The organism is Myxococcus vastator (assembly GCF_010894475.1).
Lineage (GTDB): Bacteria > Myxococcota > Myxococcia > Myxococcales > Myxococcaceae > Myxococcus > Myxococcus vastator.
In genome coordinates this window covers 1-12,186 of record NZ_JAAIYB010000247.1, presented here as the reverse complement: position 1 = coordinate 12,186, position 12,186 = coordinate 1, and the positions used below count along the sequence as shown (strand labels likewise).

11 protein-coding genes are annotated in these 12,186 nt (G+C 68.5%); 10 read left to right on the top strand and 1 reads right to left on the bottom strand.

Features of this window, described 5'->3' with window-relative positions:
• From G4D87_RS22855 to G4D87_RS22835, 5 genes are all read left to right on the top strand, one after another.
• The coding region (locus tag G4D87_RS22855; RefSeq protein WP_504112563.1) for a DprA-like winged helix domain-containing protein at positions 1-357 on the top strand (357 nt) is incomplete at its 5' end.
• An 11-nt stretch (positions 358-368) separates the two neighbouring features.
• The gene (gene topA, locus G4D87_RS22850) at positions 369-2,933 is read left to right on the top strand and encodes a type I DNA topoisomerase (RefSeq protein WP_163784331.1); all 2,565 of its coding nucleotides are present in this window, start codon (positions 369-371) and stop codon (positions 2,931-2,933) included.
• Positions 2,934-3,094: 161 nt separating this feature from the next.
• On the top strand, positions 3,095-3,832 hold the full coding sequence (locus G4D87_RS22845) for a MotA/TolQ/ExbB proton channel family protein (protein ID WP_163784330.1): 738 nt from the start codon (positions 3,095-3,097) through the stop codon (positions 3,830-3,832).
• A gap of 19 nt (positions 3,833-3,851) precedes the next feature.
• A complete protein-coding gene (locus tag G4D87_RS22840) occupies positions 3,852-4,373 on the top strand; it encodes an ExbD/TolR family protein (protein WP_163784329.1) in 522 nt (173 codons plus the stop codon).
• 3 nt (positions 4,374-4,376) lie between these two features.
• Entirely contained in the window at positions 4,377-4,934 is a 558-nt protein-coding gene (locus tag G4D87_RS22835) for an ExbD/TolR family protein (protein WP_163784328.1), read from the top strand.
• A gap of 42 nt (positions 4,935-4,976) precedes the next feature.
• Here G4D87_RS22835 and G4D87_RS22830 read toward each other — a convergent pair whose 3' ends face one another.
• Positions 4,977-5,369 carry a TraR/DksA family transcriptional regulator gene (locus G4D87_RS22830; RefSeq protein WP_163784327.1) on the bottom strand — a complete coding sequence of 131 codons (393 nt, stop codon included), beginning with the start codon at positions 5,367-5,369 and terminating at the stop codon, positions 4,977-4,979.
• Between the two features lie 272 nt (positions 5,370-5,641).
• On the opposite strand from G4D87_RS22830, the gene trmFO reads away from it, so the two are divergent.
• The 5 genes from trmFO to G4D87_RS22805 all read left to right on the top strand — a co-directional run.
• The gene (gene trmFO / locus G4D87_RS22825; RefSeq protein ID WP_163784326.1) at positions 5,642-7,015 is read left to right on the top strand and encodes a methylenetetrahydrofolate--tRNA-(uracil(54)-C(5))-methyltransferase (FADH(2)-oxidizing) TrmFO; all 1,374 of its coding nucleotides are present in this window, start codon (positions 5,642-5,644) and stop codon (positions 7,013-7,015) included.
• Complete coding sequence (locus tag G4D87_RS22820; RefSeq protein ID WP_163784325.1) at positions 7,012-8,655, top strand: gliding motility protein; 1,644 nt, start codon at positions 7,012-7,014, stop codon at positions 8,653-8,655. Before trmFO ends, G4D87_RS22820 begins: the two co-directional genes overlap by 4 nt.
• Positions 8,656-8,713: 58 nt before the next feature.
• Positions 8,714-10,963 (top strand): serine/threonine-protein kinase, encoded by a 2,250-nt coding sequence (locus G4D87_RS22815; RefSeq protein WP_176411952.1) that lies wholly within the window; start codon positions 8,714-8,716, stop codon positions 10,961-10,963.
• Between the two features lie 50 nt (positions 10,964-11,013).
• Positions 11,014-11,916, top strand: a complete 903-nt coding sequence (locus G4D87_RS22810; RefSeq protein WP_163784323.1) for a tyrosine recombinase XerC — start codon at positions 11,014-11,016, stop codon at positions 11,914-11,916.
• Positions 11,917-11,943: 27 nt separating this feature from the next.
• Positions 11,944-12,186: hypothetical protein (locus G4D87_RS22805; protein ID WP_163784322.1), on the top strand; the 243-nt coding region annotated here is incomplete at its 3' end.

The window sequence follows — 12,186 nt, the reverse complement described above, 5'->3', positions numbered from 1 at the left end:
GCGCAGGGGCGGCCGGTGTTCGCGATGCCCGGTGACGTCCGCCAGGAGGAGGCGGCCGGCTGCAACGCGCTGCTGCGCAACGGGGAGGCGGCGGCGTGCCTGGGCCCGGGTGATGTGTGGAGGGTGCTGAAAGTCGACCCTCTGGCGGCGGTTCCTCCTGGGACGATGGGCTCGTGGGAGGACCTCTCCGTGGAAGCGAAGGGGGCCTTCGCGATGTTGGACCGGGTTCCCCGGAGCTTCGACGAGGTGCTGGTCGGCAGCACCTACTCCCCGGCGGCGCTCGCCAGCGCGCTGGTGGAGCTGGAATTGACGGGGCTGGTCATCCAGCACCCCGGAAGGCTGTACGAAAGAATCTAGGTAGGAGAGTCATGGCCACGCGGACGAAGAAGAAGGTGGAAGAGACTGAGGCGGCCGAGGAGAAGGCGCCCGCCAAGAAGGCCGCCGCCAAGAAGAAGCCTGCGGCCAAGAAGAAGACCGCCGCCAAGAAGAAGACGGCGGCCCGCCGCCGCACCAAGAAGGGCGACGAGGACGAGCTCCCCACCGTGGAAGCAGACGCGGAGGAGGAGGCCACGCCCCGTGGCAAGGGCCCGCATTACCTGGTCGTCGTGGAGTCTCCCGCCAAGGCGAAGACCATCAAGAAGTACCTGGGCTCCGGCTACACGGTGAAGGCCTCCGTGGGCCACGTGAAGGACCTGCCCAAGAGCAAGATGGGCGTCGACGTGGAGCACGACTTCCGGCCCGAGTACACGGTCATCAAGGGCAAGGAGAAGGTCCTCAACGAGCTCAAGAAGATGGCGAAGTCGGCCGACCGCGTCTTCCTGGCCACGGACCCCGACCGCGAGGGCGAGGCGATTGCCTGGCACATCAAGGAGGAGCTGGCGCATCCCGACGCGCTCCGGGTGACCTTCAACGAAATCACCAAGAAGGCCATCCAGGAAGCCATCGCCCAGCCGCGCCAGCTCAACCAGGACAACTACGACTCGCAGCAGACGCGCCGCATCCTCGACCGGCTGGTGGGGTATCAAATCTCCCCGCTGCTCTGGAAGAAGGTGCGCCGTGGTCTGTCCGCCGGCCGCGTGCAGTCCGTGGCGGTGCGCCTCATCGTGGAGCGCGAGGACGAAATCAAGGCCTTCGTCCCCGAGGAGTACTGGACGCTGGACGCGCTGCTGGAGGGCCCCTCCGGCCCTCCGCCGTTCAAGGCCAAGCTGTCCAAGTTGGACGGCAAGAAGGTGGAGCTGAAGGAGCGCGTCTTCACGGAGAGCCTGGTCGCCGAGCTCCAGACGGCCAACTTCGTCGTCGCCAAGGTGGACCGCCGCGAGCGCCGCCGCAACGCGCCCGCGCCGTTCATCACCTCCAAGCTCCAGCAGGAGGCGGCCAACCGCCTGTCCTTCACCGCGAAGAAGACGATGACGCTGTCGCAGCGCCTCTACGAAGGCGTGCCGCTGGGTGACGAGGGCCAGACGGCGCTCATCACGTACATGCGCACGGACTCCACCCGTCTGTCCGACGACGCGGTGACGCAGGTGCGCGAGTTCATCGGAGGCAAGTACGGCAAGGACTTCCTGCCCGACGAGCCCATGGTGTACCGCAGCAAGAAGAGCGCCCAGGACGCGCACGAGGCCATCCGGCCCACGTCGCTGGAGTACCCGCCGGAGCGGGTGAAGCCCTTCTTCGAGGCCATGGGCGAGGAGGACATGTACCGCCTCTACGAGCTCATCTGGAACCGCTTCGTCGCGTGTCAGATGAAGCCCGCCGTCTATGACCAGACCAGCGCGGACATCGCCGCGGGCCGGGCCACCTTCCGCGCCTCTGGCAGCACGCTGAAGTTCGCCGGCTACCTGGCGGTGTACGGCGCCGGCCTGACGCCGGAGGAAGAGGCGGAGAAGGAGAAAGCCAAGGCCGCCGGTGACGAGAACGCCGCGGAGGGCGCCGACGCCGTGGGCGAGCTGCCGGTGCTCAACGACGGTGACGCGCTGAACCTCCAGAAGCTGCTCCACGAGCAGCACTTCACCCAGCCGCCCCCGCGCTTCAGCGAGGCCACGCTGGTGAAGGAGCTGGAAGAGCGCGGCATCGGCCGTCCGTCCACCTACGCCGCCATTCTCTCCACCATCCAGGACAAGAAGTACGTGGAGAAGCTGGAGGGGCGCTTCCGGCCCACGGACCTGGGGAACATGACCAACGAGATGCTGGTCAAGCACTTCCCCCACGAGCTGGATGTCACCTTCACGGCGAGCATGGAGGAGAAGCTCGACCAGATCTCCGAGGGCGGCGCCAACTGGAAGGCGGTGCTGCACGACTTCTACGGGCCCTTCAAGGAGACGCTCGAGAAGGCCGAAGCGGAGATGCGCGACGTCAAGCGGGAGGAGATCAAGACGGACATCCCCTGCGAGAAGTGCGGCAACCTCTTCGTCATCAAGTTCGGGAAGATGGGGCACTTCCTCGCGTGCTCGAACTACCCGGACTGCAAGAACACGAAGGACTTCAAGCGGGACGCCGAGGGCAAGATCGTCATGGTGGAGGAGGAGACCACCGACGAGATTTGCGAGAAGTGCGGCAAGCCCATGGTCATCAAGCGGGGCCGCTTCGGGCGCTTCCTGGCCTGCTCCGGCTACCCGGACTGCAAGACGTCCAAGCCCATCTCCATTGGCGTGTCGTGCCCGGAGTGCAAGGAGGGCTACCTGACGGAGCGCCGCAGCGGCCGTGGGAAGATCTTCTTCGGCTGCAACCGCTACCCGGACTGCAAGTTCGCCGCCTGGGACCGGCCGCTGGCCGAGCCGTGCCCCACCTGCGCGTCGCCCTACCTGCTCCAGAAGTTCTCCAAGCGGGACGGCCCGTACGTGGCGTGCCCCAACAAGGAGTGCGACTACCGGCGCGAAATCACCGAGCAGCCCGGGGGCCCGGGTGGGTCACCCGAAGCCTCCTCGGCTGCTTGAAAGCCCAGTAGTTACATGGGCATGGCCCGTCCTCGGCTTGACAGCCTTGGCGGGCCCGCCCTAGAAGTCCAGGCTGCTCCCTCCCCGGGAACGTCGAACGGGTGCCCGCGTCCGAAAGGGGCGCGCCCCGGGGGGCGGGCGTCGAAAGGACTCTGGGCGCAATGATTCCCTCGGTAAGCGAGCTGCTGCTGGATGTGACCCTCGCGGCCACGGAAGGGGGCAAGCTGGGCGTCACGGACTCCGTCATCAAGTTCTTCAAGGATGGCGGACCGTTCATGTTCGTGAACCTGTTCTGGCTGGCGTGCTCGCTGGCGGTCGCGCTGGAGCGCGTCGTCACCCTGGTGTTCCGCTACAACCTCAACGCGCCGCCCTTCATGGAGCAGATCGCCAAGCTGGTGCGCAGCGGCAACCTGGACCGCGCCGTGAAGGTGTGCGGCATGGCGCCCAACGCGCCGCTGGCCAAGGTGGTCCGCGCGGGCCTGGTGAACGCCAACCGCGGGGAGATTGAGGTCTCCAAGGCGGTGGAGGAGGCCATCGTCGAGCACAGCCCCAACGTGTCCAAGCGCATCCCCTGGCTGTGGTCCCTGGCGAACATCGCCACGCTGGTGGGGCTGGTGGGCACCATCTTCGGCCTCATCGGCACGTTCCAGGCGCTGGGCAACGTGCCGGCGGAGCAGAAGCAGGTGCTGCTGTCGGACGGCATCTCCAAGGCGATGAACAACACCGCCTTCGCGCTCTCCATCGCCGTCATCTGCATCGTCTTCCACCTGTTCCTCACGTCGTACGCGAAGAGCATGGTGGAGGGGATGGAGCTCCACGCGCTCAAGCTGGAGAACCTCCTGTCGCGCCGCGGTTCCGTGGACCCGGCCACCACGGAGCTCGAGGCGCGCGCGTCGTAGCGCGCACGGGCACGCGGCCATGGCGTTCCACTACTCCCGGCGCAAGTTGAAGGTCCGTGAGGAGGAAGAGGCGGGCGAGCTGAACATCGTCCCGTACCTCGACATCCTCATGAACCTCATCATCTTCATGCTGCTGTCCATCACCGGCCTGACGACGTTCGGCATCATCAACGTCAACGCCCCCGCCTACGGCGCGCCGACGACGGGCATGGCCCAGGAGAACCCGGACGACGCGCCGAAGCTGACGCTGTCCGTGCTCATCTCCAGGAAGGGGCACTTCGTCAGCAGTGAGAACGCCATCCTCGGCGAGGCGGGCACGCCCACCATCCCGGTGAAGGCGGACGGCGCGCACGACTTCAGCGCGCTCAACGCGAAGATGGTGGAGATCAAGTCCGCCTTCCCCAAGGAGACGAAGGTCATCGTGGGCGCGGACCCGGACGTCCCCTACGAGACGCTGACGCAGACGCTGGACGCCATCCGTGAGACGCAGGGCCGCGAGCGCCGACTGCTGTTCCCCGACGTCACGCTGGGAGCCCTCTGAGCCATGGACACGCCTGACGCGGAAGCCGTGGCGCGGCTGAGCTACCGCCGGGCCCTGGCGCGCAAGAAGCGCAAGGAGCGCGAGGCGGCGGGGGAAATCAAGGAGCTGAACATCACCGCGATGATGGACATGATGACCATCCTCCTGGTGTTCCTGCTCAAGTCCTTCGCCTCGTCGTCCGCGGCGGTGACGGCGTCCGAGGACGTGCGTCCGCCCGTGTCCTCCACGCGCGCCACGCCCAAGGACACCGTGGCCGTCACGATTACGCCCAGGAACGTGCTGGTGGGTGAGCGGGAAGTCCTGCGGCTGCGGAACGGTCAGTTCCCGGCCGACCAGCTCCAGGGGCGGCTGGTGCTGCCGCTGGATGCGCAGCTCAAGAAGGAAGTGGAGAAGCTGAAGTACATCGCCGCGCGCAACCCGTCCGCGCCCTTCAGCGGGGAGCTGTCCGTCATCGCGGACAAGAAGATTCCCTACGACATGCTCCTCACCGTGCTCTACACGGCGGGGCAGAACGAGCTGGAGAACTACCGCTTCGTGGTGCTCCAGAACGAGGGCGAGTAGCACGCTCCCGGGGCGGCACCGGGAGCGCGCGCTCGCGGCGCCTCAGAGGGACGGACTGGCCATGGGGCCGCCGCGCGTCTCGATTTCATGGATGCTGGCGTCCTCCTCGCAGCGGATGGCGAAGGGCAGGGCCTCCAGGCGTTCGATGGGAATCTCGAAGCCGCAGTCCACGCACTCGCCGAACACGCCCATCTCCATGCGGCGCAGGGCCGCGTCGATGAGCATGATTTCGCGCCGCTGCGATTCCATCAGGCTGGACAAGGTGTAGTCGGCCAGCTCGGACTGCGCGTTCTCTTCGTACTCGGGGTCCCGCTCCTGGTTCTTCAGGGCGGTGAGCTCGCGGTGCGCACCCTCGTTGGCGCTGAGGATCTCCCGGCGGCGGCGCTGCAGGAGTTCACGGACCCGGTTCAGGTCCTGGATTCGGCGGGTGGCCATGGCTTCGGTACTCCCAGTCTTCGAGTTCAGTGGCGCTCGCCCGGATGCAGGCCGCCCCCGAGCGGCGAACGCGAGAAACGTAGGGGTGCAACCCAGGTAGGGAAACCGCGCCTTCCATCCGGGGGCGAAGGTGGGCTGGTGGGCAGCCAGCCAGGCGTGAGTCCGGAGCGAAAGCGTGGGGTTGCACACGGCTGAATCGACGCTGGGCCCGGGCGTGTCAGTCCTGCTAACAGTTGGTGGACGGCCCCGCGGCGCGGGCCTGGAGGTAGCGGATGGCGGATCAGAAGCAGCGGGTGACGGTGATTGGCGGCGGCCTGGCGGGGACGGAGTGCGCCTACCAGCTCGCCCGCCGCGGGGTGCCGGTGGTGCTGCGGGAGATGAAGCCCCAGAAGCGTTCGCCCGCGCACAAGTCGGACGCGCTGGCGGAGCTGGTGTGCAGCAACTCGCTGCGCTCGGACAACCCGGAGAGCGCCATTGGGCTGCTGCACGCGGAGCTGCGCGCGCTGGGCTCGCTGGTGCTGGGCGCCGCGGACGCGAACCGGGTGCCCGCGGGTGACGCGCTGGCGGTGGAGCGCGAGCGCTTCTCCGCCGCGATTACGGAGTCCCTGCTGCGCCTGCCCGGCGTGGAGCTGGTGGCCGGCGAGGTGGAGCGCCTGCCCGAAGAGGGCCCGGTGGTGATTGCCACGGGACCGCTCACGTCGGACGCGCTGACGCGGGAGCTGGAGCGCCACGTGGGGACGAAGCTCTACTTCTATGACTCCATCGCGCCCATCCTGTCGGCGGACTCCATCGACATGAACGTGGCGTTCCGCCAGAGCCGCTACGGCAAGGGCGGCGGGGACGACTACCTCAACCTGCCGATGACGAAGGACGAGTACTACCGCTTCATCGCCGAGGTGAAGGCGGGCCAGAAGGTGGTGCCGCACGCTTTCGAGGAACCCAAGTACTTCGAAGGGTGTCTGCCCATTGAAGTGATGGCCGAGCGTGGCGACGACACCCTGGCCTACGGGCCCATGAAGCCGGTGGGTTTGCGAGATCCGCGCACGGGCCAGGAGCCCCACGCGGTGGTGCAGCTGCGCATGGAGGACGTGGGTGGCACGTCCTGGAACATGGTGGGCTTCCAGACGCGGCTGACCTGGGGTGAACAGAAGCGCATCTTCAGCGGCTTCATCCCCGGACTTCAGCAAGCGGAGTTCCTCCGGATGGGGCAGATCCACCGGAACACCTTCATCGACTCGCCCCGGCTGCTGGCGAAGGACTTGTCGCTGAAGACGGAGCCCCGGCTCTACTTCGCGGGGCAGGTCTCCGGCGTGGAGGGCTACGTGGAGAGCGCGGCGTGTGGATACCTGGTGGCGTTGGCGCTGCATGCCCGGCTGACGGGGGCGGACTTCGTGCCGCCGCCGGCCACCACGGCGATGGGCGCGCTGCTGCGGCACGTGACGGGGGAAGCGCACCCGCCGGACTACCCGCACCAGCCCTCCAACATCATCTTCGGCATCTTCCCGCCGATTACCGGGCGGATGAAGAAGGCGGAGAAGCGCGCGGCGTATTCGGCGCGAGCGAAGCAGGACCTGGCGGCATGGCTGCCGCACGCGGGCGTCCCGGCGACGGGCGCCCCCGAGCACGTTGACCAGAGGAGCGCATGATGCGGATGCGGCAGGGGCGGCTGTGGACCGCGGGCCTGGTGTCCTCGCTGGTGATGGCGGGCACGGGCTGCAAGCAGGGTGAGAATGGCGGCTCGGAGGCGCCGGGCGTGAAGCGCACCAAGGCCGCCGCGACGGCGCAGAAGCCGCCTCCGCCCGGTGCCCCTGGCGCGGGGCAGGGCACGCTGCTGGCGTCGGGCCGCGTGACGGACCTGCGGGTGACGCCGGATGGCCGCTTCGCCACGTACCTGGTGAATGGGAAGAAGCCCGCGCTGGACGGCATTCCGCCGCAGATGGTGCTGGGCGAGCTGTACGTGGTGCCCGTGGAAGGCGGCGAGCCGCGCAAGCTGGGCGAGGGCGTGACGAACGTCCCGGGCGGCCAGCTGGTGGCGCCGGGTTCGAAGCACGTCCTCTTCGTCACCGGCTACAACCCGGCGACGCAGTCGGGCTCGCTGAACGTGGCGTCGCTGGAGGACGCGAAGGCGGCGCCCGTCGTGCTGGGCACGGCGGTCAGCTACATGCTGCCCAGCCCGGATGGGACGAAGCTGGCCTACGTGGATGGCGGCAAGCTGAAGCTGGGCACGCTGCCGTCAGGGCCCTTCGCGGACGTGGCGGCGGAGGTCAGCACGGCCCAGTTCACCCCGGACGGCAAGACGCTGCTCTTCAAGCGGCGGCTGTCCGCGGCGGGGGGCCTGGCGGCCATCTCCGTGGAGAAGCCAGACGCGCCGCCCGTCAAGCTGGGGGACCAGGTGGGAGACTACGAGGTCTCCCCGGATGGGCAGCGCGTGGCCTTCCAGGTGCGCAGCGAGTCGGTGCGGGGGTTGTATGACTTGTACCTGGCGGCGCTGCCGGAGCTGAAGGCGACGCGGCTGGCGGTGGCCTCGGGGGTGTTTGCCTTTTCGCCCGACAGCAAGTGGCTGGCGCGCACGGAGAATGGCAAGCCGAACGTGCCTGGGGACCTGCACCTGGGCCCGGCGACGGGCGGCGCGGGGCGCAAGCTGGGCGTGCAGGTGGAGAAGCTGGCCTTCTCGCCGGACTCGCAGGCGGTGGGCTTCCTGGAGAAGTACGACTCGACGGCGAACGCGGGGCTGATGTCGGTGGCCGCGCTGCCGGACGGGAAGACGAAGCAGGTGGGGGGCCGCGTGCCCAACTTCGTCTGGGGCTCGGACGGGCGCTACGTGGCGTTCCTCTCGCGCATCCTCAAGCCCGCGTACTCGGTGGACCTGATGCTGTACACCCTGGGCGAGGAGCGGGCGGCGAAGGTGCAGCAGGGCGTCTTCGGCTATGGCTTCACGCCGGGCAACGGGCAGGTGGTGTTCCGCACCAACTGCATCCGCAATGGGCGCTCGTGTGACTTCATGGCCATGGACCTGCCCCGTCAGGCGGACCCCCGCACGTGGCTGCAGGGCATCTTCAGCTACAAGCTGTCCGAGGACGGCCAGCGGGTGCTCGTCACGTATGCCCGCATGGACTCGGACACGTATGACGTGGCGGTGTACGACGTGAAGACGCAGGCGCGGAAGACGCTGGACCAGGGCGTCCAGGTGCCGGTGTCCTTCGGGGGCAAGAATGACTCGCTTGCCGTGTACGCGATTACGCAGGGGCCCAAGGCGGGCATCTACAGCGTCCCCGCGACGCCGTAGTTTTGACTGTTGAGGATCGTGCGCTTCGCCGGGCGGTGTGCTTACTTCCGCCGCCCGTATGGCTTCGCTCATCTATCGCCGCTACGGCGGCTCGCTCCAGGTCGACATCCCCTCCTTCGATGTGCTGGTGGAGGCGATCCGCATCCCCGAAACGCAGTGGATTGCCACGGCGTGCCCGTTGGAGGGCTTGAGCTGTGATCCCCGCCTGCTGACATTGATGGACGCGGACGGCAACGGCCGCATCCGCGTGGCGGAGGTGCGCGCGGCGGTGGACTGGGCGGCCCGGCAGCTCAAGGACCGGCGCGGCGCGGACGCTGCCAGTGACGTGCTGGAACTGGACGCGCTCAGCGAGGAGGCGCGGCCCCTGCGCGGCGCGGCGGAGATGATTCTCCGGACGCTGAAGGCGACGGACGCGGGGCGCATCTCCCTGGCGCAGGTTCGCGAGAGCGAGAAGGCGCTGCGCGAGTCCGGGCAGAACGGGGATGGCATCATCGCGCCCGCGCACCTGCCCGAGCACCTGCGGCCCCTGGCCCAGGCGCTGATGGCCAGCTTCCCCGCGCTGACGAACCGGGCGGGGCAGGCGGGCGTGGACGCGACGCTGGTGAAGCGCTTCCGCGAGGAGCGCGCGGCGCTGCTGGCGCACCGGGAGAAGCAAGGCGCCGCGTTCGTCTGGGGTGACGTCAGCCTGGAGACGGCGAAGCGCGTGCGCGACGTGGCGCCGCTGCTGGATGCGTACTTCGTGCAGTGCCGGCTGGTGGCCGCGCAGCCCGAAGCGGCGGCGAGCCTGCGCCTGCGCGCGGAGCGGGTGGAGGGCGCGCTGGGTGACGTGGCGGCGCTGGGGAAGGCGGCGGGTGACCTGCCTGTTGCCCCGCCGGATGCGTCGGGCGTGCTGGAGTGGTCCCGGCTCCTGCGCGGGCCCGCGTACGAAGCGCTGGAGGCGTTCCGGACGGACGTCGCCACGCCGATGACGGGGGACTCGCAGCGACTGTCGGACTCGGCGTGGCGGGCGCTGGCGGCGAAGGCGGACGGCGTGCTGGCGTGGCAGGCGCAGCTCGAGGCGAGCCCGGTGCGCAAGCTGATGGACACGCTGCCGTCGGTTTCGGACGCGGACCTGGATGCCCTGGACGCGGCGAGCGCGGCGGACCTCGCGCTCAAGCCCACGCTGGACGCCATCAACGAGCTGGAGCGGCTGGTGCTCTACCAGCGCTGGCTGCTGCTGTTCACGAACAACTTCATCAGCATGCCCAGCCTCTACATGCCCAAGCGGTCGGCGCTGGTGGAGCGGGGGACGCTCATCCTGGGCGGGCGGAAGTACACGCTGTCGGTGCTGGTGACGAACCGGGCCGCGCACTCCGCGCTGACGTCACTGGGGACCACCTGCATCCTCTACGTCCAGGTGGCGCCGAAGGACGGAGCGCCCGGGTACGAAGTGGCGGTGCCGGTGACGAGCGGCCGGAGCACGGAGCTCGCGGTGGGCAAGCGGGGCGTCTTCTATGACGTGGCCGGCGTGGAGAGCGACGCCATCGTGACGCACGTGGTCCGTCAGCCCGTGTCGCTGTGGGAGGCGATGACCATGCCCTTTACGCGCATCGGCGCGTTCATCACCAAGAAGGTGGAGGGCCTGGCGTCGGCGGGCGAGAAGACCTTCGATACGACGCTGGAGCAGGGTTACACGAACGCGACGAACGTGCCTGCTCCGGCGGCGGGCGCGGCTCCCGCTGCCGCGGCGGCGCCCGCGGGGGGCGGCCTGGCGGGCATCGTGGCGGCGGGCGGCCTGGCGGCGGCGGCGCTGGGGTCGTCCTTCGCGTTCATCATGACGCAGGTGAAGTCGCTGACGCTGGTGGACCTCATCTCCGCGGCGACGTTGATTGCCATCGTGGTGATGGCGCCCGCGGGGTTGCTGGGCTGGCTGAAGCTGCGCAGGCGCAATCTTGCGCTGCTGTTGGAGGGCTCGGGCTGGGCGTTGAATGACCGGCTGATGCTGACGCCGGAGCTGTCCTCGCTGGTGACGCGCCGTCCGAAGCTGCCGTCGAACGCCCGGGTGGACCGCATGGACATGGTGCGCTCGGCGCTGGCCCGGCAGAAGGAGGACGACGAGGCGGAGGGCACGTCCGGGTGGACGAAGCTGGCCATTACATTGGCGGTGATTTTCGTCCTGCTCTGGCAGATCCGGATTCCGCTGCTGACCTGGTTCTGCCACGCGGGCTGGTTGTCGCAGGACACTTGCCTGGCGGTGCTGCCGTCCCAGCCGGAGCCGGCTCCGGCGGCGGTAGTAGCGCCTGCCGCGGCTCCGGCCAAGGTGCCGTAGCTTCACCGCGGATCTTGCAAGGATTTCTCCGGCCCGTAGGCTCGTCCCCGATGACGAGCCTGTCGCCGCTGCTGGAGAAGTTCCGCGCCCACCTGGAGGACGAGAAGGGCTCGTCCCCGCACACGGTGCGCAACTACCTCATCGACCTGGTGGACTACGAGCGCTACCTGGTGGAGCGGATGAAGCTGTCGCTCCTGTCGGGGACGCACGCGGCGATTCGTGGCTACCTGGGCACGTTGAGCACGGACCACGCCCCGGCGAGCCGGGCGCGGCGGTTGGCGAGCATCAAGTCGTTCTACAAGTACCTGGTGCGGCAGAAGCTGCTTCCCGCGAGCCCAGCGAAGCTGGTGAAGAGCCCGAAGCTGCCGAAGACGCTGCCGAAGGTGCTGCCGGTGGAGGAGGTCTTCGCCATCCTGGACATGCCCGACCTGAAGACGGTGCTTGGGCTGCGGGACAAGGCGATTCTGGAGCTGCTCTACGGCGGCGGCCTGCGTATCAGTGAGCTGTGCGGGTTGGGCCTGCTGGACGTCGACCGGAGCGGGCGCATCGTCCGGGTGATGGGCAAGGGGAGCAAGGAGCGGCTCGTTCCCGTGAATGCGCAGTCCATCCGGGCATTGGAGGCGTACCTCGCGAGGAGGGGAGAGCTGCTGGCCACGATTCGGAAGGACCAGGCGCCGGAGGCGATGTTCCTCAACTTCCGGGGTGGCCGGCTGACGCCGAGGAGCATCGCGCGGCACCTGGACACGTACGTGCTGAAGTGCGCGCTGACGCGGAAGGTGAGCCCGCATGCGATGCGCCACTCCTTCGCCACGCACCTGCTGGGCGGCGGCGCGGACATCCGCAGCATCCAGGAGCTGCTGGGCCACTCGAGCCTGTCCACCACGCAGCGGTATACCCAGGTGACGTGGGAGCAGCTTCAGCAGGTCTACGACTCCGCGCATCCGCGGGCGTGATGCGAGCAGTCCAGGAGATACAAAGTGATGCAGACCGTGGTCGCCGTGGCGAACGCGCTGGCCTGGTTCCTCCTGGCCCTGGGTCTGCTGACGGACGGGTACACCGCGTTCCTGTTCCTGAGTACAGCACGCAGGAAGCGGATGGCTTCGGGCGTCCCCGTGGTCGCATTGATTTTCTACGCCCAGTTCTGCTCCATTCGTTCGGCGCTGTCCCTGCCCTGTTTTGCCCCGGTCCTCGCGGCGCTCGGTCTCGTTCATCTGGGCGTACAG

Excerpts from the sequence above, each read along its gene's own strand:
- G4D87_RS22815 (WP_176411952.1), top strand. The coding sequence starts at position 8,714 with ATGGCTTCGCTCATCTATCGCCGCTACGGCGGCTCGCTCCAGGTCGAC.
- topA (WP_163784331.1), top strand. The coding sequence starts at position 369 with ATGGCCACGCGGACGAAGAAGAAGGTGGAAGAGACTGAGGCGGCCGAG.
- G4D87_RS22820 (WP_163784325.1), top strand. The coding sequence starts at position 7,012 with ATGATGCGGATGCGGCAGGGGCGGCTGTGGACCGCGGGCCTGGTGTCC.
- trmFO (WP_163784326.1), top strand. The coding sequence starts at position 5,642 with ATGGCGGATCAGAAGCAGCGGGTGACGGTGATTGGCGGCGGCCTGGCG.
- G4D87_RS22835 (WP_163784328.1), top strand. The coding sequence starts at position 4,377 with ATGGACACGCCTGACGCGGAAGCCGTGGCGCGGCTGAGCTACCGCCGG.
- G4D87_RS22810 (WP_163784323.1), top strand. The coding sequence starts at position 11,014 with ATGACGAGCCTGTCGCCGCTGCTGGAGAAGTTCCGCGCCCACCTGGAG.
- G4D87_RS22845 (WP_163784330.1), top strand. The coding sequence starts at position 3,095 with ATGATTCCCTCGGTAAGCGAGCTGCTGCTGGATGTGACCCTCGCGGCC.
- G4D87_RS22830 (WP_163784327.1), bottom strand. The coding sequence starts at position 5,369 with ATGGCCACCCGCCGAATCCAGGACCTGAACCGGGTCCGTGAACTCCTG.
- G4D87_RS22840 (WP_163784329.1), top strand. The coding sequence starts at position 3,852 with ATGGCGTTCCACTACTCCCGGCGCAAGTTGAAGGTCCGTGAGGAGGAA.